The sequence below is a fragment of the Lacihabitans soyangensis genome, assembly GCF_024343775.1.
GTDB lineage: Bacteria > Bacteroidota > Bacteroidia > Cytophagales > Spirosomataceae > Leadbetterella > Leadbetterella soyangensis.
In genome coordinates this window covers 61,218-86,919 of the sequence record NZ_RJUF01000192.1, presented here as the reverse complement: position 1 = coordinate 86,919, position 25,702 = coordinate 61,218, and the positions used below count along the sequence as shown (strand labels likewise).

Genomic DNA, 25,702 nt, shown 5'->3' with positions numbered 1-25,702 from the left:
GATTTCATCCCGATAAATATTAGGACACAAAAATAGAGTTTTAACTTTTAATTTTGTGTCATTATGAGTAAGCATCGTCAAAGCTGGAGTCAGCAACAGAAATTACAGATAATTTCCTTTTACAAAGAAAAAGGTATTGGAGCAGCGTCTGCTGAATTTGGAGTATCCTCTACAACTATTTACAACTGGGAAAAGATTTTAGATCAGACAGGAGAGTCAGGTTTAGAATCAATTAAGAAGTCAGACAAGGATTTAGCAATCAAGCGATTAGAGCGTGAGATTCGAGAGCTTCGCAATATAGTTGCCGACAATGCTTTGGAGCTGAGAATAAAAGATGAGCTTTTAAAAAAAAGTCAATTGAAAAAGAGTTAAAAATGGAAGTCGCTATTGAATTTATTAGCCAGGGATTTCCAATTAGAAACGTCTTGAGCCATTGTGGATTATCGAAGAGTTCATTTTATTATAAACCCTCAGATGGCAAAGCTGGAAGAAAACCTTATGCGACTATATATGATTCTAAAGGTAGAGAAGTGACAGAATCAGCAATTGTTGGACGTATTAAGTTATTGTTCGCCAAGCCTTTTGTTGACTATGGAGCTTATAAAACGTTTCGTCATTTAGTGGACAAAGAAAAATATAGAATAAGCAAACACTATGTTTATAAATTAATGAAAATCAACAATTTACTTAGAGGAAGCAATCCGATTTCGAGTAAAAAATCAAATCGAAACCGAGTAAAAGATTTGATTCCCAAAGTGGAGACAGAGTTTAGTTTTTTTGAATTTGACATTAAATATGTCTGGGTAAGTGGCCAACGTAAAAGTATGCAAGTATTAACGATCTTAGATATATTCAGTAGATTTAATATTGGCCATTACATGGCTTACAATATAAAAAAAGAAGATGTAATAAAGCTATTTGAAAAGGTCATTGCTGAGTTTGGATTGCCTAAAAATTTTATAGTAAGAAACGATAACGGTAGTCAATTTATAGCAAGTGTGGTGCAAGATTTTCTAAAAAACAATGGCATTACACAGGAATTTACAAAACCAGGTACACCGCAACAAAATGCTCATATTGAATCTTATCATTCAATTATGGAAAGAACTGTCTGTCAGAGGTTTGAGTTTGAAAATATAAAAATAGCAAAAAGAACAATAGACGAATTCAGAGAATTCTATAACTTTGAAAGAATTCATGGAGGTATTGGTTTTATCAGTCCTTATGAATATTTACTTCAAAAAGGAGTTGACTTAAAATCAACCCCGTTTATGAAGTCTGCTAGAGGGGGGAAATCAAACTTAGTCAATTATAAAAAAGTGTCCTAATATTTACTGGATAACCCAAGGTTTAAAGCTTTATTATTGAAAGAAAATTTATATGATTCAGTAAGTTTAACCAAAATAAAAGAAAACGTTAAATTAGAATTAAAAAGAGATAACCAAACTCCCTTTTTTGATTTTGAGGATGTTGAATATTTTTGCCAAAAGAGCTATTTTTTGCCTTATTTAAAATTTCCAAAAGAAATAAATCTTATTCAATCCTTTAAAAATAGCTCTGAAAATTATTTAAAAGATTCTTACCGTGAAATATTTAAGCTTATTGAATTAGACAGTAAAATTAAAGATTTCGAGATAAATAGGATCGAAGAAATTAAAGATTTTGGTGAAAGAACAATAAAAAGGGTTGTGCACGTTGTAACCTTTTCTTACAACAATATAGAATATGAGGATCGATACAATTATATAGAACCTTTAAAAGATGCTCATTTATCGAATTTAATAAAAGAGCCAGATTTTTCTGTTCAAGATCTAAGTTCTGTATTGCCTTCAATTTATGCAATTAATTTTCTGTTGGCCGATATTAATAGCCCTAAAAGGTTTTTAGTAACTTGGAAAGGCCAAATAATGAAATTGTATTTTATAAAAAAAGAAATTGCTAAAGAATTTGAACCAGACATTTGTTTTGCAGACTCATATTCAAATATGCAAATCGTAATCGATAAATTTATCGAAGAAGGGTTTTTGCCTCAAATGTCAAAAACCGAAAAATCTCAAATTTTTAATAATTATAGAAAAGTCTTACCACAAATATTAATTCCAGAATTTTTAATTTGTGCAAATACAGATAAAATAAAAGAGTTTAATTTTTATGATTATTACGAAAATAAAAGCTTTAAGTGGTATGAAAATATCGAAAAAATGTCAAAAGGCATAATCAAAATTATAAACTTCACTGATAATTTAGATGAATATGTGAAATACATTAAGGTGAAAAGTGATTCCCAAAAACAGGTTGATTATAAAATTAGCTTTGTTTTAAATGATTCCTTAATTAGCAAAAAAGTTGAATTACATAATAAATGGCAAAAAAGAGTTGAAGAGAAAGATATTTTCAATACTGTTTTAATTGATGTAAATAAGAAATTATCCACAATGAATATTGATTCAAAATTTTATTACGACGGATTCAAACATTTATACTTCCTAAATGAAAAGGAAAAATTCACTTTGAAAAAAAATAACTTGGTATTTGAACTTTACGACAAATTTTAATCAATATGAAAATAATATTCAAGGTCTAAAGAAAACGGTGAAACAGAAACCTTTTTTTCTTGCCCACTTCCTAAAAACCCCCAAAGTAAAATACACCTTGGCCATATTTGCTTTGCTTTTGGGGTTGGATTTGGCATTTCCAGTAAAAGTACCAGACAATTACTCCACAGTGGTGCTGGACGACGAAGGGCGGATTTTGAGTGCATACCTCAACAATGAGGACAAATGGCGGCTCAAAACCAATGTGGAGGAGGTTTCGCCTTTTTTCTTGAAGGCCATCATTGAAAAAGAGGACAAATACTTTTATTATCATCCTGGGGTAAATCCTGTGGCTATTTTTAGGGCCTTGGCTTCTAATATCCAAAAGAAAAAGCGGGTTTCGGGTTGTATTTTGCTTTATCGCTAATAGTTGTTTTAACATATTCTTTATAAATCTCATATTTTTCTCAATTTTAAAGAATAGATGAAAAAAAACTAATTTTCACATTTGGAATATTATTTTTGCATAAAAAAATGAACAATATGAAAAATTTTACTATTTCTAATAAAGGGGTTGCATTTGAAAATTTTATAGATGAGATAGTTGTCGTAAACTTGCCGGTAGGTTACTATTACAGTTTAAAAGGTTCTGCTAGAACCTTATTTTTACATATTGTTAATGGCTCGAATAGGGAAATACTTTCAAAGTTTATTGTTAGCAATTTTGAAGTAACTTTGGATGAGGCCGTTTCTGCAGCCGAAGATTTTATTACAAAACTGGACGGCCACAATCTTTTGGTTGAGACTACGAATGCAGCAGATATCATTCCAAATGAAATGATTGAAAGAACTCCTTTCGATATCCCAATAATTGAAATTTATGATGATATGAAAGAATTATTATCTCTTGATCCAATTCACGATGTAGATTCTGTTCAAGGATGGCCACTGAAAAAATAGTAAATCCATTAATAAGTGTTATTATACCAGTCTATAATGGGGAAAAACATCTAAAACAAGCCATAGAGAGTGTCTTAAACCAAGGACATGATTTTATAGAAATTATAGTTATAAATGACGGTTCATTTGATAAGTCTTATGAAATAATTAATAGCTTTAAAGGTAAAATTAGGGCATATTCGCAAGTAAATTCAGGAGTGGCCTCCTCAAGGAATTTGGGAATTTCAAAAGCTAAGGGGTTATTTATTACATTTTTGGATCAAGACGATTATTACCCATTGGGAAGATTTAATAACTTCCTGAAAACTTACAGAAAATCTAAGGAATTGATATTTATTGGCCATACGCAATACATATTTGAGGATGAAAAAGCAAAGCTGAGGTGGCCCAATTTGCCGAAAGATAATATAACTTTTGTCAAACTTTTAGGTGCAAGTATTTTTCATAAAACTGTTTTTACAGATTATGGTCTATTCATTCCGGAGTTGCAATCTGGCGATGATATTGAATGGTTTTATAGATTAAATCAATCCGGTGAGGAAATTAATAAATCTGAAGATGTTGTTTTGTTTTACAGGCAGCATTCTTCAAATGTATCTGCAGATAAAAAACAAGTGGATAAATATCTTCTCTCGTCATTAAAATACATACTTGATGCTAAAAAAAATATCCCCAACAATAAAAATTAGTGTCATTTTACCCGTTTATAATGGCGAACAATATCTATTAGAAGCTATTCAAAGTGTAACAAGTCAAAATTTTAGCATAACTGAGATTCTTATTGTTGATGATGGCTCCACTGACGGCACAAGTCGATTGATAAAACAATTGGATATCGATATTCCCATAAAGTATTATTATCAAGAAAATAAAGGCCCAGCTTTTGCTAGAAATGTAGGAATAAAAAATGCAACTGGAGATTGGCTATGCTTCATTGATTCTGACGACATTTGGCCTCAAAATAAGATAAAATCTACTTTGGAATATTTAAACCACAACTCAGAAGTTGACGTTTTATGGGGGATGACAAAGTTTTTTTTTGAGTCAAAAGAATTAAAATCAAAATATCTTAGAAACGAAATAGCCGAAGAACCTATATTCAACACCTACCTTGGAGCTGCATTTTTCAGGAAAGATGTATTCGATAAGGTAGGCAATTTCGATATTACACTTACATATTGTGAGGATTTAGATTGGTATTTAAGAGCTCTAGAAAAAAAAATTCGATTAGTAAAAACCAGCAACGTTGGTTTACTTTACAGAATCCATTCAAATAATTCTACGCATAACCACTTTTCATTAAATAGAAATTTAATACGAATGTTACGAAATAAAATTAATCGAAGATAAAATGCTACCTATAAGTGTAATAATTTCTGTGTTTAATGCTGAAAAGTATTTGTCAGAATCACTTGATTCTGTTTTAAACCAGACAATGACTGCCAATGAAATAATTGTTATTAACGATGGCTCAACAGATCAATCAATAGAAATATTAAAGCGTTATGGCAAAAAAATAAAGCTTATTGATAGGGAAAATAAAGGCGTGCCTTATTCTGTGAATGAAGGTATTTCAGAAGTTAAACAACCCTGGATAACATTTAATGACGCTGATGATATATGGGCTCCAAATAAACTAGAACTTCAATATAATTATCTGTTAGATCATAAAGATTTAAAAATATTATTTGGAATGATGCGGCAATTTATAAGCCCAGAATTGTCTGAAACAGATAAAGCAAGTATATTCGTGCCTGTTAATCCTGAAAAAGCTTTTATTAGACCCGCTATGCTAGTTCATCAATCTGTTTTCGCAAAACATGGCCTTTTCAATACTTCACTTAAAGCCGGTGATTTCATTGAATGGTTTCAAAGAATTAAAGAGAAAGACGTAAAGTTTGATTTTATTGATGAGGTTGTCTTTTATAGACGATTACATAAAAATAGCCTTTCAAGTCAACATGGTGTAAAAGAGGATTTTCTCAAACTTCTAAAGGCAAAACTAGACCGCTCTAAAATCCAAAGTTCCTAACCATACCATTCTTTTCAAATCTTAACATAATGAAAAAAATCTTTATTATTGCCGGAATTATAGTTCTAGGATTTGCTTCTTATAGAAAAAAAGGATACTTAGAAAATGAATATATAAAGATTAAATGGACCATTTTTAAATCCGTAAGTCAATATTTACAGAAACCCGATTTTGAAATAATTGCCGAAGACGTGTTTCCAAGTTTAAAATTCAATGAACCCATTAGTCTAAAGTTTTTTAAGATAAAAGATAAGGAAACATTATTCGTACTGGAAAGAGGAGGAGAATTAAAAAAAATCGACCTGATTCATAATGAGGCCTTTACGATTCTTAATCTAAAAAATATTGTTAGTCAAGATTTATTAAAAGGTGCAATTGATTTTACTTTTTCAGTTACAAAAAACACATCATTACTATTTCTTACTTATTCAAAAAAGGTAAAAAAAATAAATCATTTAATAGTTTCAAGCTTTCCTGTTTCTGATTTCAATAAAAATATACAATTATCGTCTGAAAACATTATTTTAGATATTGAATCTAAGGATCATCAAGGTGGCACTGTTGAATTTGGCAAAGATGGTTTCTTGTATATTTCAATTGGCGATGGTGAAGATACAGACCCAAAAAACAATGCACAAGACTTAAGTAAGCTTAATGGTAAAATATTAAGAATTGATATTCAAAATAAAGAAAATCTGGGGTATTCAATTCCGACTGACAACCCATACTTCGGCAATAAAAAGGGATATAGAGAAGAAATTTACGCTTTCGGATTTAGAAACCCCTTTAGGTTTAGTATTGATGAAGTGAACAATAAGCTTTGGGTTGGGGATGTTGGACAAGAAAACTTTGAGGAAATAAATATAGTAAGAAAGGGGGGTAATTATGGATGGAAAATTATGGAAGGAGACTCCTGCCTTAATAGCCAAAGCGGGTCTCAAAACCAAATTTTACAAGGGCCAATTTATTCTTACAAACATGGAATAGAAGGCTTTTCTATTACTGGCGGACAAATATATATGGGCAATAAAATCCCTTACTTAAAAGGCAAATACATATATGGCGACTATGTAAGAGGTGTCATATGGGCATTAGAATTTGAAAATCAAAAATCTGTCCAAAATGAACTAATAGGTCAAAATATTGGCAACGTTACTGCATTTGATAGTGACGCTTCAAACGAACTCTATTTTTGTGATATGATTGGAGGAAAAATTAAAAAAATAGTGCCTAAAAAAGAAAACATCAATGAATAATAATGTAAAATCAATCCCTTTCTACAGAAACCTAATTGGACTATTAATAGGAGTCTTAATTCTATCTATTGTCATATTCAGGTCTTCCATATTTTTTAATTTCAATTACACCATTGCTTATTTATTTAACATAGCCTTCTCTTCAGGACTTTTAATAATGTCTTATTTTTCTTTCCGAATTTTACATTTTAAAGGTATTTTAGGCATTTTCTGTTTAATATTTATAGAATTACTTTCTTTTTTTATTGTCAAATACGAAATAATTCATCAATCTAAATTGTTTTTTAGTCTCCCTAGGAAAAATTTTATTTATGGCAATATGGCCAACACCATACAATTTGATAGTTCTATAAGTGAATTTGATAAGGAGCTAGGATATAAGTATTTAAAAAATATAAATACAACATTTGAACAATGGGAATTTAAAGTAGAATCATTATCGACCAATAGCTTTGGATTAAGGGATGATGAAAATTCTTTAAATAACCCTAAGATAATTTCATTAGGAGATTCTTTTTGCACAGGATGGGGCGTTGAACAAAATGAAACGTATACAGATGTAATTGAAAAAAAACTCAGAACCAAGTCACTTAACGCTGGTATGTCGTCATTTGGAACAATACGTGAGGGCATAATGCTTAAAAAATTGGAGAGAGATTCGTTAGACTTGGTAATATTACAGTATTGTTTAAATGATTTCCAAGAAAACAAGACTTGGGCAGACAGTCTATTGAAGGGTGCAAGGTTTTTTCCTTCTTATAATGAAATTAGCTATAAAAAAAGAGTTGTTCAAAATGAAATTTTACGAACTTATTTCCCTTTAAGGTTTATTTTTGAAATTATCAAAGAAGTATGTAAAGAATTAATTAAACCACAATTTGGAGAGATTAATTTTGGAGATAAAGAAACTATTGCTTTTCAAACGAAGTATTTTGTTAAATCACTTCAATTAATTAGGAGATTTTATAAAGGTAAAATCTTGGTAATTAGTCTATCTAACAGTCCAAAGAGGCTAGATCCATTAATAATTGAAAACGCCAAAAGAGAGGTAGCAAACGTTCATTTACATAATATTGCATTCTTAGATGTAGGCAAAGACCTCGAAATTAATGATAACTATTATTTCGATGGCCATCTTACAAGATCAGGGCATCAAAAAGTAGCAACTCAACTAATTGACTTCATTCAAAATTCTAATTTTTAAAATATTCTTTGTGCTAGAAATACTACAATGTGTGAAATTGGTTCTAAAAAGAAAATGCTCAAAGTTGTACCTAAAATCCTAGCTAAAATAACCAAACTCAAATATCTTCTGAAATATCCTTCGTCGGCTCCTTGAAAAGCTACCTTATCAGCCAATATACCTATGTGTGGTTCGGTAATTAAAAGTGAAAGAAGCGTAGAAATGCCTAAAATAAACCCATTTAAAGACAAGCATGTGCTTCTCAATGAGGGATTAAGATAACCTGCATAGAGACAAGACAAAACACTAACAGTCTGTAAACATGATACTATGACATTCATACTAATAATTTTTATTGGTAAATTTTCCAGATTTATAAGTCTCTGAAAGTTTTTGTAACTTGGCCATTTCAAGGATTTTCTAAAATGGCTGTAAACCACTAAGGGCTTGGCTTTATAAAAAATGCGTAAAATTGAATTTTGTATATGAGCTTTCTCAACAGCAGAAGTCATAAACCTATGAATGGTTGGAATTAAAAGTGCTCCGCCTATTGAGCCTATTGTAGACATTAATATAACTAAATAAAAAATTTCAATTTGTGGATCTTCTCCTTCTATGATGGAAGTCTCTACTGTTTTAGAAAGCATTGGTGCCTGAAGTGTATTCGCAATACGTATCAATACAAAAAATAAATTATACACGGAGTAGGTTGCCGCCATTTTCTGCGTCCTAATACCAACAATCTTTACTGATAAGCTAAGGGAACCCAAAAAGTATATAACAAGCGTGAGTAAACAAACCCAAAAAACAATTGAAGTTTTAATCATTTGTTAATCATTTTTTTTATTTCACTTTTAAATCTTTGTTTGTACCATTTAAATAAATATAAAAAAAAGGGTTTTTCGTTCAAAAATAACCTGTGCTGAACTATGAATCTTTTTGTGCCAAAATATATCAACGAGATCCCTCCAAATTTTCTTATGTCCATGGTGCTTAGCTTATCGTATAAAATCTCATCTTTAGTGGGTACTATGTCTGCTATTTCATTCATAACTTTGTCAGGAATAGCCTGCCAAAAATTGTCCTTTAAATAGGGTAAAGCCTTCTTAATGAATGGCCTAAAATTATACATATTGCTTAATCTTATAAACTCTGTCCAATCTAATTCTCCATTAACTTTTTTTAAAATCATTACACAATCAGTCACCCATCTTATTGGTGGAATATACCCAAAATGTCTTCCATGGGTCATCGACAAAAAAAACTCATGCGTTGGATTTAGTTTCTTTGTAATAATACCATCCCAATTAAACGTCAATGCTCCTTGCCAAGCAAAAATGCTCGACTTTGGATTTTGAGAATATTCAGTGAATATATTCCAATGAATATCAATATCGTCTTTTTCATTCTGGAAAAAATGTGAAGCGTGCACAAATTCTAGCATATCATTTTCATAATTACCCAATTTATAGGTGTGATTTTGAATTTTCATAATGTTTAGCAATTTGCTCTTGTATTCATAAGGAATTAAAATATCCCCGTCATTCATAGGTCGGGTTTCGTTTCTTGGATAATAAACATTAGCTAGACTTAAGCCTTTTATTATTAGCGTTGGAATACCCTCATAATTTAGTCTTTTTAGAAGTTCTTTTGCAGCTAAAAATATTCTTTGGTTTCTTACCCAAAGATTTTTTCTATACCCAATAAATTTTGGGAAATATGGATGTGATTCAGTACCTAAATTTTCAATGACCAAAGGCATCAATCGTTGACTTCCTAAGTCCAGTTTATCCATGAAATCACTAACAAAACTACTGCTATTGGGGTCTAACGCATTTAAACCTGCAATGTTCAGCCACTTTAAAAAGATTGAGAATGCTTCAGATCGATTATATAAAGCGGCTTTAAGCAACAAAGTCTGAAACTCATTAGGAAAATGCCCCCCATTTTTTAGTCTTTTGTCTTCCATTTTATAGTGTGCTTGGGTTCAATTTTTGTATCAATTCCTCTATCAAATTTGGAATAGTTTGGAGTTCTGTACCAGTTAATAACTTATAAACTGGAAATTTTCTACAAACTTCTACAATAGCACCTATGTGTTTTTGATTTTCTTGTAACAAACATATTGTTGAAGGTGCTAAGGCTTTCAAACCTTCTGCTTCGGTGGAAAGCTCGTAGGAGGTATATACCTCATGGGAATATTTAGTAACCGCTATTCCTTTTAAAGGCATTTCTTTAATTAAAAGTTCTTTGAAGTGATCAAACAAAAATAGTTGAGCCTTCTGATTTGGAAGAGCTTGTTCATTATAGATATGGTTTCTTAAATGCGGAAACATCAACAATTGATGGTTCTCCAATTTTGCAACATTATAAAGACTGTAAATTTTGGCCTTTGCTACATCCACTAAAACTAAGTCGTCTCCGGCATACTTCAGATTACTATTTAAACAAGCCAATGCTGCCGTAGACTTTCCAGAGCCTCCTTTTCCCGTAAGCAACAAACCCCCTTCTTTAGTACCCACCGCTGCTGCGTGAAGTATCAGCAAATCGCTATTAAATGACCAAAACTGATGAAATATGTCCCTAAATGGAAAACTTCTCTCCCATTCAGGAATTTCTCTATTGTTTTTAGTCCAATAAATGCCAGTTTTTTGTTCTAAGTTTAACAGATAAAAAGTATTCTGCCAACCTAAAAATCTACCCTTTAAAAGAGTCTTATCCTCTGAGGCTATAAATCCTTTTTCGTCCACATCTTCTTCCCAAGACCATGATGGTTCAGGAAGCATAATTTCTCCATTAACTAAGTCAGACACTAAAATATTAAAGTCAAATAAACCATCTTCTTCTTTGATTTCTAAATGATTGATTGCTTTAGTAAAATTTTCAATATTTTCAAGACCATGAAACGAAATCCTAAAAACAGATGGACCAGCTTTGTAAAATTTATAGGTGATATTGCTGCTTTTCTCAAAAAGCTTTACTGTTTTTTGCCAAAAATCCCAATTCAACATTAAAATCAATTTTTAATATTCATTTCCAAAATTCAAAATTACAAAGAATAAAATAGTATTATTTCTTCATTCTGAAAATAAATAGACGGAATTGAATCATAAATCTATAACTATCAAAATTTGCGACCGTTGAATTCAAAATTAAAATATTTTATAACTTAAATTTGAAAAAAATGTAGAATGCCCCATTTGCCCTTAACCCTCAAAATACCCCACTCCATCACCTCCCCCAAAGTAAAATACACCTTGGTCCTATTAGCTTTGCTTTTGGTTTTAGATTTGGCATTTCCAGTAAAAGTACCAGACAATTACTCTACAGTGGTGCTGGACGATGAAGGGCGAATATTGAGTGCTTACCTCAACAATGAGGACAAATGGCGGCTCAAAACCAATGTAGAGGAGGTTTCGCCTTTTTTCTTGAAGGCTATCATTGAGAAAGAAGACAAATACTTTTATTATCATCCCGGGGCCAATCCTGTGGCTATTTTTCGGGCTTTGGCTTCTAATATCCAAAAGAAAAAGCGGGTTTCGGGTGCCTCAACCATCACGATGCAGGTTGTAAGGATGATTTACCCAAACGACCGAACGTATTTCAATAAAATCAAGGAAATTATTAGGGCTGTTCAGCTCGAATTGCATTATTCTAAAAAGGAAATCTTGGCTTTGTATCTCAATTTGATTCCTTTTGGCTCCAACGTGGAGGGCATCAAGGCTGCCTCGTATGTTTATCTGCAAAAACACCCTTTGCAGCTGAGTTTGGCTCAAGCCATGGTGCTGAGTTTGGTACCCAATAAGCCTAGCATTTTGATTTCAGGCAAAAACAATACGCAATTGGAGTTTTTTAAAAACAAATGGCTGAAGCTTTTCGAAAAGCAAGAAATTTTCAATAAAAACGAGATTATTCTTGCCCAAAACGAAACCGTAAATCTGAAAAGAAGCACTTTCATTAAGCGAGCCCCGCATATTTCAGATCGATTGGCGGCTGAATCTGCTTCGCCATATATTCGGTCATCTATACATTCTGGCTATCAGTTGCAAGTTGAAAAACAGCTGTCGGCTTACCTCCAAAGGCTCGAAACCATCGGCGTAAAAAACGGTATGGCCATGGTGGTAGACAACAAAACCATGAAAGTGCTGGTATATTGCGGCTCTGCCGACTATAAAAATCGCATGGATGGAGGACAAGTGGATGGTATTACCTCGGTTCGATCGCCAGGAAGTGCCTTGAAACCTTATTTATATGCCTTGGCCTTGGAAAAAGGAATGATCAATCCAAAGGCCATTTTGTATGATATTCCAACCGATTTTGGCGGTTTTAAGCCCGAAAATTTTGATGATACTTTTCAAGGACAAGTGAGCATGCAAGATGCTTTGCAGCAATCGCTCAATATTCCAGCCGTAAAAACTTTGGACGAATATGGCCTCGCCGATTTCTTGATTGAAATGAAAAAGGCAGACTTCAAAAGCATCAAAAAAAATGAAGACAAACTCGGCCTTTCGGCCATTTTGGGAGGTTGTGGCGTGAGTATGGAAGAAATGGTGCGGCTTTACGCCACATTTGCCAACGGCGGGTTTTTCCAAGAACTCAATTTTACTTCTAATCCAAATTTGCCTAAAAATCCACCCAAAGCACTTCTTGATCCCACTTCTTGTTATATTACTTCAGATATTTTGAGTGGCATTCAGCGTCCCGACTTCCCAAATAATTTCGACTTTACGTTTCATTTACCCAAAATCGCTTGGAAAACGGGTACTTCCTTTGGAAAACGTGACGCTTGGGCAATTGGCTACAATCCCGATTATACGGTGGGCGTTTGGTTGGGCAATTTTTCGGGGGAAAGTATACCCCAATTGAGCGGTGCGGCGGTGGCAACGCCCTTGCTTTTCCAAATTTTCAATACTATAGAAAAAAATAAACCATGGTTTAAAAAACCCGAAAGTTTGGTTTACAGAGAAGTTTGTTCAGTTACTGGTTTACCAAAAAACGACTTTTGCAAAGACACCCAAATGGATCTTTTTGTGGGAAATGTATTTTACAAAAAAAAATGTCAACACCTCAAAAAAGTATGGGTAAATGCATCTGAAACAATTAGTTATTGCGGTTTTTGTTTGGATAGAAACATGGCCGTTCAGAAAGAATACATCAATTATCCACCAGAATATTTGACGTTTTTGCAAAGCAATGGCTTGCCATACACCTCTCCGCCGCCGCATAATCCCAATTGTACGCACTCTACAAAATCACAAACACTTAGAATCGTTTCACCCAGAAACAAAGGCTTGTATTATATCGAAAAGCAGAATCCACAGGAAATCGAACTTAAGGCAAGTGTTTCGGTAGGTACACAAAACGTATTCTGGTATCACAACAACCAACTTGTGGGAAAATTTGAAGCACATAAAAGTGTTTTCATAAAACCCGAATTAGGTAAAAACACCATCACCTGTACCGACGAAAACGGTAAAAGCGTGAATATGTGGTTTGAGGTGAGGAGATTGTGAGATGGGAATTTAGAAACTTTGATTTTAATATTTATGTTATTGAATTTGACAAAATAATAATAGCTAGTATATTTGAAATCAAATAGATATTGAAATGCTTACAGTTACTGGAACATACCAAAACGGCAAATTTGATCTTGAAAAAATGCCTCGAATTTCAAAAAAAACAAAAGTAACCGTGGTTTTTGAAGACGAAGAAGACAAGCCCATTGAAACGAAAAAAAGAATATTTGGTTTTGCTAAAGGCTCTGTAAGTTACATGAGTGAAGATTTCAATGAACCATTGGATAATTTAAAAGAGTATATGTAATGAACAAATTTCTACTGGATACACACGCTTTAATTTGGTTCAATAATGGTGACGACAGACTTTCAGAAAAAGTAAAAAAAATCATAGAAAATGAAAAAAGTGAAATTTTTGTTTCTATGGCCAGTTTTTTTGAAATAACCATCAAACTTAAATTAGGTAAACTTCAGCTTAGGGATTCAATTGAGAAGTTTTTTGAAGACGCAAAAGCACACTTAATTCAAATACTACCAATCTCAGAAAATCACTTATTTGAATATCAAAACATTCCACTTATTGAAAACCATAGGGTCCCATTTGATAGGCTGATTATAGCTACAGCCTCATTTGAAAAGCTTTCTTTGATTTCTATTGACAAGAATTTTGAAGAATATGAGAAAATAATAGATTTAGTTTGGTAAACTCTGTTTTAATTAAACTTCCGACTTATCATTCTGATGGGAAATAAGGGTATGAATGATTAATGGGTGAAGCCTATTGTTCATGGTATCAGATCGATTAAAATTACAATCAAATAAAATTGAACTTTAGAAAATCTCAAATAGCTAATGGGAAAATTTCACGAAAACATAAAACCCGCTCACAAAGAGTTTATAGAAAAACAACACATGTTTTTTGTAGCCACCGCACCTTTAAGCTCAAATGGAAGAGTCAACCTCTCTCCCAAAGGACTTGACTGTTTCAGGGTTTTGGGCGAAAACAAAGTGGCTTACATGGACCTCATCAGTAGTGGAAACGAAACCTCGGCTCACACGCTAGAAAATGGCCGAATAACTTTCATGTTTTGCTCTTTTGAGAAAAATCCACTAATTATGAGGCTTTATGGCAAGGCATTTACCGTATTAAAAAACTCTGAAAAATGGCCAGAATATTCGGCACATTTCCAGATTTATCCCAGCACGAGACAGATAATTGTTGCGGAAATTGACTTGGTACAGACCTCTTGCGGGTTCGGTGTGCCACTTTTTGACTACCAAGGCGAAAGAGAGATTCATTTTGAATGGGCAGAGCAAAAAGGCGAAGATGGCTTAGAAGCTTATGTTCAAGAAAAGAATCTTATAAGTCTAGATGGTTTGCCGACCTCATTAGGTTTGAAAGACTGAAATCAAATTTGAAACCCCAGAACTTGTAAAACTTTAAATTTTTACATTAATTGGAGTTCATAAAATAAACCCTAGCCATTATAGTTATGAACAATTTAGAATTTGCAAGTTTTGGTAAACGCTTTGCCGCAATCCTCTTAGATATTGTTATAATTATTTTAATCAATTATGTTCTGTCCGCCGTATTACTAGCCCCTTTTGGAGGTTTAACGGGCATAATGGGCTTCAACGATTTTCAGTTTGGCGAAAACATCGTCAAAGGAGCAGCCGTAGGGATTGGTGCTGTGATGGTATTTTTTCTATCGATTTTGGCTGGCTTTTTAGTTGCTTTTTTATATGATTTTATTCTTGTTGCCTCCCCCTTGCATGCTACTTTGGGTAAAAAATTATTGCAAATTGAAGTCCTAAAATCGAATGGCCAAACTTTAAGTATTTTTTCAGCATTCTTGCGGTCTTTAATGAAATTCATCACTGGCTATATTTTCTTCTTTTTATGGCTTATCTGCCTGTTTACCAATAAAAAACAAAACCTTCATGATCTCATTGCAGATGCAGTGGTGGTTAACAACAATTAATTCTAAAATGCTCTATCACGTTGTAAAAGAAACTCATTGGAACACTTTCAAGAAAAGTAATTTGTACTTTTCAGAAACCTTTGATACTGAAAATTTCATTCACCTTTCAGAAGCTAGTCAGATAAAGGGTGTTTTGAAGAGATATTACAAAAATCAGAACAATCTGCTTATTTTATGTATTGAAAAAGAAAAACTTACAAGCGACCTAATTTACGAAAAAGCGACGAACAATGACTATTTTCCGCACTTATACGGTGGCTTAAATATAAACGCTATTTCAAAAATAATTAAAGGAACATATCTTGAATTGATTGATATTGAACTCTAAGATTTTCATGCTTGCAAAGAATCTTTTACCTCGTACTCACGTTTTCAAATAAAACATCCGAAAAATATGCTCATAGAATTTAATTCGCTTCCTGAAAATGCAAGAATTTGGGTTTATCAATCAGATAAAATTCTTAAAGATTCGGAAATAAACGAAATCTCAGAATATCTTTCTGCTCAAATTTCAGGCTGGGAATCGCATGGGTTGCCTTTGCAGGCTTCTTTTGAATTTTTTTATGATAAATTTCTGGTAATTGGTGTCAACACACTTTACCAAGACCCATCGGGCTGTTCTATTGATACTTCTACGCGTTGGTTAAAAGAAATTCAACATAACTTTGGCATAGACTTTTTCGATCGTTCTATCGCCTATTTCGACAACGAAAACTTGGCGTTTTTCCCAATTCTAGAGGCCAAAAAACAAGTTATGGCGGGTAAAATAAATGCCAATACTACCGTACTTAATCACCAAATCGGCTCACTTGCTGAGCTCAAAAACAACTGGAAACTAAAAGCAAGTGACAGTTTCATGAAAAAATATTTCGTTTAATAGAGTTTTTGAAAAACAGTATGCTTGCATACTATTATTGATTTTTATATCTTTCGAAAAAATCATCAATAAATACAATGCATACGATAGAAGGAGTAAATTTCCAATTATCTGAGGAGCACTTGGCGGTGAGAGATGCAGCCAGAGACTTTGCTCAAAACGACCTTTTGCCCGGCGTAATCGAACGGGATATTCACACCAAATTTCCGGCAGAAGAAATCAAAAAAATGGGTGAATTGGGCTTCTTGGGTATGATGATAGACCCACAATATGGCGGTAGCGGTATGGATACGCTAAGTTATGTATTGGCCATGGAAGAAATTTGCAAAGTAGACGCCTCCGCTGGGGTAGCTATGTCAGTAAACAACTCCTTGGTGTGTTATGGACTCAACCAATACGGCACCGAAGAACAAAAACAAAAATACCTCAAGCCTTTGGCCTCTGGGCAAATCTTAGGAGCATTTTGCCTTTCTGAACCCGAAGCAGGCTCAGACGCCACCTCACAAAAAACCACAGCCGAAGACATGGGCGACTACTATTTGGTTAACGGCACAAAAAACTGGATTACCAATGGACAGACATCGTCAGTTTGTCTCGTAATGGCCCAAACTCACCCCGAGCTGAAACATAAAGGAATCAACTGCCTAATCATTGAAAAAAGCCAAGAAGGCTTTGTAGTTGGCAAAAAAGAAGATAAAATGGGTATCAGGGCATCTGATACGCACTCGCTCATGTTTACGGATGTGAAAGTGCCTAAAGAAAACCGTATTGGCCCGGAAGGATTTGGATTTAAGTTCGCCATGAGTACGCTCAATGGTGGAAGAATCGGAATAGCAGCACAAGCCTTAGGAATAGCAGCCGGAGCCTTTGAACTTTCGGTAAGGTATGCCAAAGAACGCAAGGCTTTTGGAAAACCAATTGCTGAACATCAAGCCATTCAGTTTAAATTAGCTGAAATGAAAACCAAGATTGAAGCCGCCAGGTATTTGGTTTACAAATCCGCAAGAGACAAAGACGCTGGTCTTGATTATGTGGAGTCAGCCGCGATGGCCAAACTTTATGCATCGGAAGTGGCCATGTGGGTAACCACCGAAGCTGTCCAAATACACGGTGGCTATGGATATGTGCGAGAATTTCATGTTGAACGTATGATGCGTGATGCCAAAATCACGCAAATATATGAGGGCACATCGGAGATTCAGAAGATGGTAATCGCCCGTGAAATATTAAAATAATACCACAAAATATATTTTTATTAGTTAAAAGGAGGCTTGGCCTCCTTTTTGCATTCTAAGATTTACACAAGGATTAAAAGGCCCGTTTAATAAATTTTTTATCTAAAAATATTAGACGATTTTTAGAAAAAACAAGAAATAATCCAAGAAATATATAATTTATTGAACAATTTTTAGTTGTACTAATGTTTGTATCTCAAAGAATAATTATTAGTTTTGTACAAAACAAGTTCTGAAATACTTAAAAACTATAATAATTTTACCCCTAAATTATTATTAAAAAAATCCTTTTATGGAAGACTATAACAAAATAATTGAATCGCTTGGTGTTAAGTTTGGAAAAGCTAGACACATAAATATATTGCAGCCCATCACCATCAAAAACTTCTACGATGTAGAGAATACATTGTTGGTTTTGTACAATGGCGATGTAAAAATTGAAGGTGTTGAAGGCAAAATAGAGGTTGGAGATATTCTTTTTATACCTGGCGGAAAAGCAGCTACCATCACTTACGGAGTTGGAGAAGCTAAGCCGATTTCCTACGAGGAGTTTATGACCCGCAGAGAGCACTATTTTGAGGCCATGAATGAGCCGGAGGAAATAGGTATCGTTAAAAACTCATTTGGCTTGATTGCTTTCGAAGCAAAAGTTTTTGACTCGGTTAACTTCTTTACTTCTTTAGACATCCCTCCGTTCTTCATATACAAAAACACGAAACTTGCCCAACTGATTAAAGATATTCTGATTGAAGACTTTACAGAAGAAGCCGGTCGTGGTAGGGTTATTTCTATTAAAACTGAAGAAGCAGTAATTGAAGTCATTCGATATATACTCAGAAATAGAATGTTTGTAGAGCAACTGGCTACAAACAGTACTTATTTCAAGGATCCTCGTTTGATAGATATCTTCACCTATATCAAAAACAACATCGACGGTGACTTGTCGAATAAACAGTTGGCCAATGTTGCCAATGTTTCGGAAGACTACGTAGGTCAATATTTCAAAATGTTAACCGGTATCAATCCGCAAGATTATATCGAATACCAAAGAATGGAAGAGGCCGTAAATCTTTTGAGAACTTCTAAAAAGAGTATCAGAGCCATTGGTGGTGAGGTTGGATACAAAGACACTGCCTATTTCTGTCGTAGATTCAAGATGATGTTTGGTATTCCTGCAGGAAAAATGAGACGTAGAGAGTCTTTAATGATAGGAAAGTAAAATATACATGAGATATTAGGAAACCGCCAAAGTGATTTGGCGGTTTTTTTATGCCAAAATTTGGAGGCCATTCGATAAAAATGAAATCAAGCCTGATAAATTAGGCATGCAAAACAGCTTCTTTACCCAGAAGACTAACAAAAATGCAGTTCTTAAGCGAAATACTCTCAGGAACAAAAACGAATCTTCGGTCATAAAGCTGACCGCCAATCCAATAACTGATCCAATATTCATTGTTTAGATGAAAAACAGAAGGGTCTATTTTTTCTATTTCCTGAACAGAATTAGGTCCAAAGTTATCGTAAAAATGCCTTAAAGTACTAGTTGATATTTTATCTCCGTTTCCGTTAAATCCATATCCTGTAGAGGTAATAAGCAAATTATCAATCTTTTGAGTTCCTTTATTGATTAAAAACACATCCCACTGCTCAAACTCAGAAGGTGCCACTGCGATGAGGATATTATCGTTTTGAGGAAATTCTATGTCTTTTTTCATTTTTTAGAAAGGCATCAAGGCAAAAGGCATTGAGGCACAAAGTTTTACATACTAATTTAAATAACGTCGGTCACTGAGCGAAGTCGAAGTGAGCACCGGCCACTGTGCGACGGTCACTGAGCGGAGCCGAAATGAGCACCGGCCACTGTGCGTCGGTCACTGAGCGGAGCCGAAATGAGCATTGGCCACTGTGCGATGGTCACTGAGCGGAGCCGAAGTGACTGTCGGTCACTGAGCGGAGCCGAAGTGAGCCGAAGTGACTCATTTCATCGCCTTCAAACTCAAGTCCAAACTCTTCGCAGAATGAGTCAAATAACCCATAGAAACATAATCTACACCACAATCAGCATAAGCACGGACAGTTTGCGGGTTTATGTTGCCTGAAGACTCAACTGGAAATCTGCCATCTATTATCTTGATGGCTTCCTTGGTTTTTTCATAGTCAAAATTATCCAACATGATGCGTACAACTCCGCCTACTTCCAAGACCTCTTGAAGTTCTGTGAGGTTTCGAACCTCTATCTCTATCGGTAGGTCTAGATTTTTGTCTTTTAAATATTTTTGAGCGGCAAAAAGTGCATTTTTAATACCACCGGCATAGTCCACATGGTTGTCTTTAATCAAAATCATGTCGAAGAGACCAAAACGGTGGTTTACTCCTCCGCCAATCTTAACCGCCCATTTTTCTAATAGCCTGAAACCCGGAGTTGTCTTTCTGGTGTCCAGAACTTTACATTTGGTTCCTTCTAGTTTCTTAACTATTTCGTTGGTTACTGTGGCTATACCACTCATGCGTTGCATACAGTTGAGCACTAGACGCTCCGCTGTCAAAATCGAACGGTCATTTCCCTCCACATAAAGCACTATCTGGCCATATTCTATCGGTTCGCCGTCTTTAATTAATACCTCCACCTTGAGGTTTGGGTCTACGGTTTTGAAAATCAGCTCGGCCAATTCCACACCTGCCACAATTCCATTGTCTTTTACCAACAAACGAGCCTTTCCTTGGGCGTTTTCAGGCACCGTGGAGTTAGAAGTGTGGTCACCTTCTCTGATGTCTTCGTGGAGGGCGTTTTTGATAAATGCTATTAAATCTTCCTTTAAGATTTCCATTTGTTTATTTTTTTACCGCTAAGACGCTTTGAGGCAAAGAAATGATGTTTCTTTGTTTGTCTGAAAGTCTTAGTTGAGGTTGCTTATTTAAATATTACATGCGAAATTAATAGCTTCGCTAGACTTCTCAATAAAAAAACTAAATTCTATCAAGCATTAAAACCCATATCGCCAAAAATCTGCTTGTCAAAATGGTCATATTGGTCCAATAAGATGTCTTTCAATGCCCTATGATATTCTGGAAACGAAGGCAAATCGTTGTGTCCACCACCATAAATCGGCACTAAATGTGTGTTTAATGGAGCCGTTTTTGCCAACCGCACGCTCGAACTCATAGGTATCAAACTATCCTTAGTACCATGAATAATGAATATCGGGCAACGGCAATATTTGAGCCATTGGTCCGTGCGGACTTTGAACCTCAAAAGAATAGAAACAGGTAAAAAGGGGAGGAATCTATTCGTTAATTGCGATAAACTATAATAAGGAGCATCCAAAATCAGCATTTTAGGCCGATTAGACGAAGCCAATTTTGCCGCAAAACCGGAACCCAAAGACCTGCCATAAATGATAATTTTGTTTTCAGGATATTTCAACTCAAACTTCATTTTGTTGTAAACATGCTGAGCGTCCTTTTTCATCGCAGTTTCAGAGCGTTTGCCTTTGCTCTTTCCAAAACCACGATAGTCTATCATTATCACATCATAACCATGATTGGTAAAATCTCTAGAATACTTTGCCCAACCTTTTATGCTTCTCGTATTTCCATGAAAATAAATCACCACGCCATGCTTTTCTTTTTCTTCTGTAAAAAAGCGAAGTCCGTTGATTTTTTCTTTTTCAGAAATTGTGAAATTGAGCTCTTCAAACGGAAATTCATACTTAAACTCGAAGTCCTCGGAGAGCTTTTCAGGCTTAAATATGAAAAATTCCTGTATGAAATAAACCAGAATATTTATTCCTAAATACACCAAAATGATGATGATAATGGTTTGATAACTCATTTTATCTGGTTAAAAGATATTCTTAATCTTCGTCTTCAAATCTGCCAGCAGAAATACCACTGCTAAAGAAAAGGGAATTTAAAAACAGCTTGTTTGTTCCGTACCAAAACGCTCTGAAATTTGGATTATCTGAAATACTTACAATCTTACCCTGGCCAAAAGTCTGAGCTATAATCGCTGGACTATTCTTAAATCTCTCCAAGTTTTTGGGATGCACATAACCAGCCATCAGAGGTTTATCTGTAAAAATAAGTGGCGTGTTGTACGGGTTTCCAGTTTCTTCAAAGGTTACATTATTTACCTTGAAAATCGGAAGTGTACTTTGTTTGTATCCGTAGCATAGTGGGTGGCTTGGATCAAGTTTCGCTTCCAAAATAGCTCCGCTCGTTACCAAAGCACCATCATAACCACTTTTTGAAACAAATGGTCTTTTACTTTTACCGTCATTCGAGGCTTCTGGTTTAATACCGACCGTCCCGATTTTCTTTTGAGACAACCAAGCTGCTCCATCTCCAAGTGCTACTACTGTTCCACCTTTTGACAAAAACCCTTTAATTTTTTCATCAGAAAGATCAGCATACCTGCCTTGGTTGATAATGATATGCGTGTATTTGGTCAAATCAGCTCGATTTACAGAGGCAATGTCCATGTGACTAAGTGGAATACTAACTCTTTGGTCCAACAAATGCCAAACTTCGCCTGCATCGTTATAATCCACGCCATCGCCCACAATCATGAGTGCTTGTGGCTTTTCCATTCTTCTAAATTTCTCGCTACCCAAATTAATTCCACTTTGAGTAAGACCTGTTTTTTGACCATAGAAAACCGTTCCGTCACGTTTAGCAAGCTCCTCCAAATATGCTTTTGGATCATTTCCTTCACATAAAATCTGCACTGTGCCATAAGAAAAGGCTTTGCTTTTTCCATCAACCACAGCCTCAAATGGTTCGGTGGCGTATTTCAATTTGTATCCCTTGTTGAGCAACTCGTAAGCTGTTCTTGCTGCAAAATATCCGTCCCATTCAAAAAGATAAGAATAGCTGCTATTACCTACCACTTTGCCCATCGGGAAGTTCACTTCTGAAAGTTTTTGACCCAAAGAAACGGCTGTTTTTGACTCCGCAAAAGGCACATTCATACACAATGGAAGCGTCCAAGCCGAAATATCATAAAAAGCACTGTCGGCAAAAGTGGTTCGTTTTTCAAAAAGCGACTTCACCAATCTATGTTTGGGCTGATTCATGGGCACTACGTAAGCATCCGAATTTGAAAATTGAGCATTACCCAAAGTTTCGTTTTTTGATAATTTATACACCTCCACTTTGTTTCTCAACATCACATTTACCATTTCCCAAGTTCTGACTGGGTCATTTCCTCCGCCAAAAACATATGCTTTTACTTCATCTGTTGATTTTTCAGCATAAAAATCTCTCATGTAAGTCAGCAACTCATTTCTCATACTTTTGGAAGCTTTCAAAGTAGAAAGTGTTGCTGAGAATTGATTTCTAACCGTAAAAGGGAAACTCAAAATACCATTGACACTCTCTTGCAAATGTCCGCGAGAAGAAGCTTGTTCGAACAAAATCCCTATGGCACCGTTCACATCCGGAAGTGTTGAACCTTTACCATAATAGAAGTCATCGTAGTTTTCTTTGGTATAATAATAAGAGCCAATACTATCCAATCCAGCGGCATGAAACTGCCCGATTTTACTCGTTAGTTCAATGTTTTTAACGGGTGTCATCGGGTGTGTACGTGCAGGTATGCCGGGTTGAAAGAAAAATGTAGAGTTGCTTCCCATCTCGTGATGGTCCGTCAAGACATTGGGCAACCAGTCATAATATTTCACCAAACGACCTTTACTTTCGGGCAATTGTTGGTAAAGCCAGTCGCGGTTCATATCAAACCAATAGTGATTGGTACGACCTCCTGGCCAAGTTTCTTTAAACTCTCTAGAATTGGCATCCGAAACCAAGCTTTGGCTCTTATTTTGGTTTACCCAAGTTGAAAACCTAGTTGCACCATCAGGATTAATACTGGGGTCTACTAAAATTATACTTTCATTTAATAATGCGTCTATCTCAGCTCCTTGGGCTGCTGCGAGATAATAAATCGTCAACAAGGAAGAATTCATACCAGAGGCCTCATTTCCGTGTACCGAATAACCCATCCAAACTACTATAGGCATTTGCTCGGGTTTAAGGTTTTTCGAAACCTCAGAATTGGCCAACTTTAAATGCTCTGTTCTAATTTGATCAATATTTGCTAGGTTTTTTGGTGAAGAAACTGTGGCCAACATCAACTCCCGATTTTCGAAAGAACGAGCGTAGGTTTCTAATTTTATCCTATCCGAATACTTGGCTACTTCTCTGTAATAGGCAAAAATTTCATAAGGACTGGCGTGTTGCTCCCCTACCTCATAACCAAGGAAAGCCTTTGGTGTAGGTATTTTACTGTTATAAGTTACGTTTTTGGGTAAGTAGTAATCTAGACCAACTTGAGGGAAAACAAACGAGGGAATTAGGAATAGAAATAAGGCAATTTTAATTTTCATAAAAAAGGGTTGATGACAAGGTTTAATAAAATAAAGGTAGCCAATGTAGTCCTCAAATCAAAATTTGGATATATTTGACAAAGAAAAAACTCTCTCAAACTATGAAAAAAAACATACTCTTCCTTCTTTTTGTCACGATTGTGGCAAATTATGCCTATTCTCAGAAAAACACTAAAAAGAAACCTGCTGAACCAGATAAACTGGAGCTACTGAAACAAGAGGTTATCACCAAAATAGACAACAACCAAAAACTCACCCAAGAAATCAACGATATGCTGTTTAGCTTCAGCGAGCTGGGCTTTCAAGAGTATGAAACCTCAAAATACCTCACCGAACTATTAGAAAAGAAAGGTTTTACAGTAGAAAAGGGCATTGCCAATATTCCGACAGCATGGATAGCCAAATGGGGAAGCGGTAAACCCGTTATTGCTATCGGCTCCGATGTGGATTGTATCCCGAAAGCATCTCAAAAGCCGGGAGTGGCCTACAAAGATCCAATTGTGGAAGGTGCTCCAGGCCATGGCGAAGGTCATAATTCAGGTCAGGCACTTAACATTACTGCCGCTCTGGCTTTGAAAGAGATCATGGAAAGAGAAAAAATACCAGGCACGCTCATGCTTTGGCCGGGTGTGGCTGAGGAACAGGTTGGTACAAAGGCTATTTTTGTGCGAGAAGGCTATTTCAAAGATGTGGATGCTTGCATTTTTACCCATGTGGCCAACAATCTTGGAGTGTCTTGGGGCGATGCAGGAAACACAGGCTTGGTTTCTGTAAAATTTCATTTTGAAGGTGCAGCCGCACATGCCGCAGGAGCACCTTGGAGAGGAAAGAGTGCCTTGGATGCTGTAGAGTTAATGAATATCGGCTGGAACTTCAAAAGAGAGCATTTGGAAACTACACAAAGGTCGCACTACGTAATTTCTGATGGCGGCGACCAGCCCAACGTGGTTCCATCAAAAGCCACAGTTTGGTACTATTTCAGAGAAAGAACTTATCCTAAAATCAAGAATTTATTCGATAACGGGATAAAAATCGCCGAAGGTGCCGCACTTATGACAGACACAAAATTCACTTACGAGATATTGGGAAGTGCTTGGCCGGGGCATTTCAATAAGGCTTTGGCTGCTACTGCTTACCAAAATATCAAGAAGGTGGGTTTACCTAAATGGTCGGAAGAAGATCAGCTTCTCGCTAAAGCATCACAAATAGAATTAAAATCTCCTGAAATTAATGGTTTGGCCATGGAATTAGACTCCGTTTCTGAGCCTGTCTATTCGCCTTTGGTTATCAGACAAGGTGGTTCTGACGACATCGCTGATATTTCTTGGTCATTACCTACCATTGTACTAAGATATCCTTCAAATATGCCAGGCATGCCAGGTCACCACTGGGCAAATGCCATTACCATGGCTACTCCGATAGCCCATAAAGGTTGTACGGCAGGTGCGAAGGTTGAAGCAATGACGATTCTGGATTTGCTCTACAAACCTCAAATTCTAAAAGATGCCTGGGAGTATTACAACAATGTTCAAACCAAAGACCAAAAGTACACGCCATTGATTTCGAAAGATGACAAGCCAGCTATTCAGTTGAATACCAGCATAATGCAAACTTTCAATCCTGAGCTTAAAAAGTATCATTATGACCCAAGCAAATACAGCACTTATTTGGAGCAATTGGGCATAAAATACCCAACCGTTAGACAAGATCAATTAGATGCCTTGAAGGCTAAAAAGTAGAA

General features: G+C 35.3%; 27 protein-coding genes. 20 read left to right on the top strand and 7 right to left on the bottom strand.

The annotated features are described in order from the left end of the window. The first annotated feature begins 63 nt into the window (after positions 1 to 63). From EGI31_RS22885 to EGI31_RS22840, 10 genes are all read left to right on the top strand, one after another. Positions 64 to 372, top strand: coding sequence for a helix-turn-helix domain-containing protein (locus EGI31_RS22885; RefSeq protein WP_255035463.1), 309 nt, complete (start codon positions 64 to 66; stop codon positions 370 to 372). A gap of 2 nt (positions 373 to 374) precedes the next feature. Beyond that, on the top strand, positions 375 to 1,328 hold the full coding sequence (locus EGI31_RS22880) for a DDE-type integrase/transposase/recombinase (protein ID WP_255036611.1): 954 nt from the start codon (positions 375 to 377) through the stop codon (positions 1,326 to 1,328). 36 nt (positions 1,329 to 1,364) lie between these two features. After that, positions 1,365 to 2,555: a hypothetical protein gene (locus EGI31_RS22875; RefSeq protein WP_255039514.1), complete on the top strand. Its 1,191-nt coding sequence runs from the start codon at positions 1,365 to 1,367 to the stop codon at positions 2,553 to 2,555. Continuing rightward, positions 2,533 to 2,961, top strand: coding sequence for a transglycosylase domain-containing protein (locus tag EGI31_RS22870; protein ID WP_255039513.1), 429 nt, complete (start codon positions 2,533 to 2,535; stop codon positions 2,959 to 2,961). The genes EGI31_RS22875 and EGI31_RS22870 overlap by 23 nt, the downstream gene beginning before the upstream one ends. Before the next feature lie 116 nt (positions 2,962 to 3,077). After that, a complete protein-coding gene (locus tag EGI31_RS22865; RefSeq protein ID WP_255039512.1) occupies positions 3,078 to 3,494 on the top strand; it encodes a PqqD family protein in 417 nt (138 codons plus the stop codon). Beyond that, complete coding sequence (locus EGI31_RS22860) at positions 3,476 to 4,183, top strand: glycosyltransferase family 2 protein (RefSeq protein WP_255039511.1); 708 nt, start codon at positions 3,476 to 3,478, stop codon at positions 4,181 to 4,183. The genes EGI31_RS22865 and EGI31_RS22860 overlap by 19 nt, the downstream gene beginning before the upstream one ends. Continuing rightward, entirely contained in the window at positions 4,149 to 4,844 is a 696-nt protein-coding gene (locus tag EGI31_RS22855) for a glycosyltransferase family 2 protein (protein ID WP_255039510.1), read from the top strand. Before EGI31_RS22860 ends, EGI31_RS22855 begins: the two co-directional genes overlap by 35 nt. 1 nt (position 4,845) lies before the next feature. Beyond that, positions 4,846 to 5,526 (top strand): glycosyltransferase family A protein, encoded by a 681-nt coding sequence (locus EGI31_RS22850; RefSeq protein WP_255039509.1) that lies wholly within the window; start codon positions 4,846 to 4,848, stop codon positions 5,524 to 5,526. Between the two features lie 29 nt (positions 5,527 to 5,555). After that, positions 5,556 to 6,782 (top strand): PQQ-dependent sugar dehydrogenase, encoded by a 1,227-nt coding sequence (locus tag EGI31_RS22845; protein ID WP_255039508.1) that lies wholly within the window; start codon positions 5,556 to 5,558, stop codon positions 6,780 to 6,782. A gap of 319 nt (positions 6,783 to 7,101) precedes the next feature. Further along, positions 7,102 to 7,986 carry an SGNH/GDSL hydrolase family protein gene (locus tag EGI31_RS22840; RefSeq protein WP_255039507.1) on the top strand — a complete coding sequence of 295 codons (885 nt, stop codon included), beginning with the start codon at positions 7,102 to 7,104 and terminating at the stop codon, positions 7,984 to 7,986. Here the strand turns inward: EGI31_RS22840 and EGI31_RS22835 are convergent. The 3 genes from EGI31_RS22835 to EGI31_RS22825 are packed head-to-tail and all read right to left on the bottom strand — an operon-like array spanning position 7,983 to position 10,976. Next, the gene (locus tag EGI31_RS22835) at positions 7,983 to 8,792 is read right to left on the bottom strand and encodes a lipid II flippase family protein (RefSeq protein WP_255039506.1); all 810 of its coding nucleotides are present in this window, start codon (positions 8,790 to 8,792) and stop codon (positions 7,983 to 7,985) included. The genes EGI31_RS22840 and EGI31_RS22835 overlap by 4 nt on opposite strands. Further along, the gene (locus EGI31_RS22830; protein WP_255039505.1) at positions 8,789 to 9,934 is read right to left on the bottom strand and encodes a nucleotidyltransferase family protein; all 1,146 of its coding nucleotides are present in this window, start codon (positions 9,932 to 9,934) and stop codon (positions 8,789 to 8,791) included. Before EGI31_RS22830 ends, EGI31_RS22835 begins: the two co-directional genes overlap by 4 nt. A gap of 1 nt (position 9,935) precedes the next feature. Then, positions 9,936 to 10,976 (bottom strand): hypothetical protein, encoded by a 1,041-nt coding sequence (locus EGI31_RS22825; RefSeq protein WP_255039504.1) that lies wholly within the window; start codon positions 10,974 to 10,976, stop codon positions 9,936 to 9,938. Between the two features lie 180 nt (positions 10,977 to 11,156). On the opposite strand from EGI31_RS22825, the gene pbpC reads away from it, so the two are divergent. The 9 genes from pbpC (at position 11,157) to EGI31_RS22780 (ending at position 18,794) form a co-directional block, all read left to right on the top strand. After that, positions 11,157 to 13,478 carry a penicillin-binding protein 1C gene (pbpC, locus tag EGI31_RS22820; RefSeq protein WP_255039503.1) on the top strand — a complete coding sequence of 774 codons (2,322 nt, stop codon included), beginning with the start codon at positions 11,157 to 11,159 and terminating at the stop codon, positions 13,476 to 13,478. A 94-nt stretch (positions 13,479 to 13,572) separates the two neighbouring features. Continuing rightward, positions 13,573 to 13,788, top strand: a complete 216-nt coding sequence (locus tag EGI31_RS22815) for a DUF2281 domain-containing protein (protein ID WP_255039502.1) — start codon at positions 13,573 to 13,575, stop codon at positions 13,786 to 13,788. After that, complete coding sequence (locus EGI31_RS22810) at positions 13,788 to 14,186, top strand: type II toxin-antitoxin system VapC family toxin (RefSeq protein WP_255039501.1); 399 nt, start codon at positions 13,788 to 13,790, stop codon at positions 14,184 to 14,186. The genes EGI31_RS22815 and EGI31_RS22810 overlap by 1 nt, the downstream gene beginning before the upstream one ends. 147 nt (positions 14,187 to 14,333) lie before the next feature. Continuing rightward, positions 14,334 to 14,888: a pyridoxamine 5'-phosphate oxidase family protein gene (locus EGI31_RS22805; RefSeq protein ID WP_255039500.1), complete on the top strand. Its 555-nt coding sequence runs from the start codon at positions 14,334 to 14,336 to the stop codon at positions 14,886 to 14,888. Positions 14,889 to 14,974: 86 nt separating this feature from the next. Next, complete coding sequence (locus EGI31_RS22800) at positions 14,975 to 15,463, top strand: RDD family protein (protein WP_255039499.1); 489 nt, start codon at positions 14,975 to 14,977, stop codon at positions 15,461 to 15,463. Positions 15,464 to 15,470: 7 nt separating this feature from the next. Further along, a complete protein-coding gene (locus tag EGI31_RS22795; RefSeq protein WP_255039498.1) occupies positions 15,471 to 15,791 on the top strand; it encodes a DUF952 domain-containing protein in 321 nt (106 codons plus the stop codon). Positions 15,792 to 15,857: 66 nt separating this feature from the next. Then, positions 15,858 to 16,340 carry a hypothetical protein gene (locus EGI31_RS22790; RefSeq protein WP_255039497.1) on the top strand — a complete coding sequence of 161 codons (483 nt, stop codon included), beginning with the start codon at positions 15,858 to 15,860 and terminating at the stop codon, positions 16,338 to 16,340. A gap of 77 nt (positions 16,341 to 16,417) precedes the next feature. Beyond that, positions 16,418 to 17,575 carry an acyl-CoA dehydrogenase gene (locus EGI31_RS22785; protein ID WP_255039496.1) on the top strand — a complete coding sequence of 386 codons (1,158 nt, stop codon included), beginning with the start codon at positions 16,418 to 16,420 and terminating at the stop codon, positions 17,573 to 17,575. Between the two features lie 292 nt (positions 17,576 to 17,867). Continuing rightward, positions 17,868 to 18,794, top strand: a complete 927-nt coding sequence (locus EGI31_RS22780; RefSeq protein ID WP_255039495.1) for a helix-turn-helix domain-containing protein — start codon at positions 17,868 to 17,870, stop codon at positions 18,792 to 18,794. 100 nt (positions 18,795 to 18,894) lie between these two features. On the opposite strand, the gene EGI31_RS22775 is transcribed toward EGI31_RS22780, so the two are convergent. The 4 genes from EGI31_RS22775 to EGI31_RS22760 form a co-directional block, all read right to left on the bottom strand. Beyond that, positions 18,895 to 19,290: a hypothetical protein gene (locus EGI31_RS22775; protein WP_255039494.1), complete on the bottom strand. Its 396-nt coding sequence runs from the start codon at positions 19,288 to 19,290 to the stop codon at positions 18,895 to 18,897. Positions 19,291 to 19,551: 261 nt separating this feature from the next. After that, positions 19,552 to 20,403 (bottom strand): carboxylating nicotinate-nucleotide diphosphorylase, encoded by an 852-nt coding sequence (gene nadC, locus EGI31_RS22770; RefSeq protein WP_255039493.1) that lies wholly within the window; start codon positions 20,401 to 20,403, stop codon positions 19,552 to 19,554. Positions 20,404 to 20,552: 149 nt separating this feature from the next. Next, positions 20,553 to 21,407 carry an alpha/beta hydrolase gene (locus tag EGI31_RS22765; protein WP_255039492.1) on the bottom strand — a complete coding sequence of 285 codons (855 nt, stop codon included), beginning with the start codon at positions 21,405 to 21,407 and terminating at the stop codon, positions 20,553 to 20,555. A 22-nt stretch (positions 21,408 to 21,429) separates the two neighbouring features. Continuing rightward, positions 21,430 to 23,961, bottom strand: coding sequence for a M14 family metallopeptidase (locus EGI31_RS22760; RefSeq protein ID WP_255039491.1), 2,532 nt, complete (start codon positions 23,959 to 23,961; stop codon positions 21,430 to 21,432). A gap of 101 nt (positions 23,962 to 24,062) precedes the next feature. On the opposite strand from EGI31_RS22760, the gene EGI31_RS22755 reads away from it, so the two are divergent. Then, positions 24,063 to 25,700 carry an amidohydrolase gene (locus EGI31_RS22755; RefSeq protein ID WP_255039490.1) on the top strand — a complete coding sequence of 546 codons (1,638 nt, stop codon included), beginning with the start codon at positions 24,063 to 24,065 and terminating at the stop codon, positions 25,698 to 25,700. Positions 25,701 to 25,702: the final 2 nt, after the last annotated feature.

What these genes read in the sequence shown, in the direction of transcription:
- EGI31_RS22885 (WP_255035463.1), top strand. Translation starts at nt 64, where the DNA reads ATGAGTAAGCATCGTCAAAGCTGGAGTCAGCAACAGAAATTACAGATA.
- EGI31_RS22880 (WP_255036611.1), top strand. Translation starts at nt 375, where the DNA reads ATGGAAGTCGCTATTGAATTTATTAGCCAGGGATTTCCAATTAGAAAC.
- EGI31_RS22865 (WP_255039512.1), top strand. Translation starts at nt 3,078, where the DNA reads ATGAAAAATTTTACTATTTCTAATAAAGGGGTTGCATTTGAAAATTTT.
- EGI31_RS22860 (WP_255039511.1), top strand. Translation starts at nt 3,476, where the DNA reads ATGGCCACTGAAAAAATAGTAAATCCATTAATAAGTGTTATTATACCA.
- EGI31_RS22855 (WP_255039510.1), top strand. Translation starts at nt 4,149, where the DNA reads ATGCTAAAAAAAATATCCCCAACAATAAAAATTAGTGTCATTTTACCC.
- EGI31_RS22850 (WP_255039509.1), top strand. Translation starts at nt 4,846, where the DNA reads ATGCTACCTATAAGTGTAATAATTTCTGTGTTTAATGCTGAAAAGTAT.
- EGI31_RS22845 (WP_255039508.1), top strand. Translation starts at nt 5,556, where the DNA reads ATGAAAAAAATCTTTATTATTGCCGGAATTATAGTTCTAGGATTTGCT.
- EGI31_RS22840 (WP_255039507.1), top strand. Translation starts at nt 7,102, where the DNA reads ATGGCCAACACCATACAATTTGATAGTTCTATAAGTGAATTTGATAAG.
- EGI31_RS22835 (WP_255039506.1), bottom strand. Translation starts at nt 8,792, where the DNA reads ATGATTAAAACTTCAATTGTTTTTTGGGTTTGTTTACTCACGCTTGTT.
- EGI31_RS22830 (WP_255039505.1), bottom strand. Translation starts at nt 9,934, where the DNA reads ATGGAAGACAAAAGACTAAAAAATGGGGGGCATTTTCCTAATGAGTTT.
- EGI31_RS22825 (WP_255039504.1), bottom strand. Translation starts at nt 10,976, where the DNA reads ATGTTGAATTGGGATTTTTGGCAAAAAACAGTAAAGCTTTTTGAGAAA.
- pbpC (WP_255039503.1), top strand. Translation starts at nt 11,157, where the DNA reads ATGCCCCATTTGCCCTTAACCCTCAAAATACCCCACTCCATCACCTCC.
- EGI31_RS22815 (WP_255039502.1), top strand. Translation starts at nt 13,573, where the DNA reads ATGCTTACAGTTACTGGAACATACCAAAACGGCAAATTTGATCTTGAA.
- EGI31_RS22810 (WP_255039501.1), top strand. Translation starts at nt 13,788, where the DNA reads ATGAACAAATTTCTACTGGATACACACGCTTTAATTTGGTTCAATAAT.
- EGI31_RS22805 (WP_255039500.1), top strand. Translation starts at nt 14,334, where the DNA reads ATGGGAAAATTTCACGAAAACATAAAACCCGCTCACAAAGAGTTTATA.
- EGI31_RS22800 (WP_255039499.1), top strand. Translation starts at nt 14,975, where the DNA reads ATGAACAATTTAGAATTTGCAAGTTTTGGTAAACGCTTTGCCGCAATC.
- EGI31_RS22795 (WP_255039498.1), top strand. Translation starts at nt 15,471, where the DNA reads ATGCTCTATCACGTTGTAAAAGAAACTCATTGGAACACTTTCAAGAAA.
- EGI31_RS22790 (WP_255039497.1), top strand. Translation starts at nt 15,858, where the DNA reads ATGCTCATAGAATTTAATTCGCTTCCTGAAAATGCAAGAATTTGGGTT.
- EGI31_RS22785 (WP_255039496.1), top strand. Translation starts at nt 16,418, where the DNA reads ATGCATACGATAGAAGGAGTAAATTTCCAATTATCTGAGGAGCACTTG.
- EGI31_RS22780 (WP_255039495.1), top strand. Translation starts at nt 17,868, where the DNA reads ATGGAAGACTATAACAAAATAATTGAATCGCTTGGTGTTAAGTTTGGA.
- EGI31_RS22775 (WP_255039494.1), bottom strand. Translation starts at nt 19,290, where the DNA reads ATGAAAAAAGACATAGAATTTCCTCAAAACGATAATATCCTCATCGCA.
- nadC (WP_255039493.1), bottom strand. Translation starts at nt 20,403, where the DNA reads ATGGAAATCTTAAAGGAAGATTTAATAGCATTTATCAAAAACGCCCTC.
- EGI31_RS22765 (WP_255039492.1), bottom strand. Translation starts at nt 21,407, where the DNA reads ATGAGTTATCAAACCATTATCATCATCATTTTGGTGTATTTAGGAATA.
- EGI31_RS22760 (WP_255039491.1), bottom strand. Translation starts at nt 23,961, where the DNA reads ATGAAAATTAAAATTGCCTTATTTCTATTCCTAATTCCCTCGTTTGTT.
- EGI31_RS22755 (WP_255039490.1), top strand. Translation starts at nt 24,063, where the DNA reads ATGAAAAAAAACATACTCTTCCTTCTTTTTGTCACGATTGTGGCAAAT.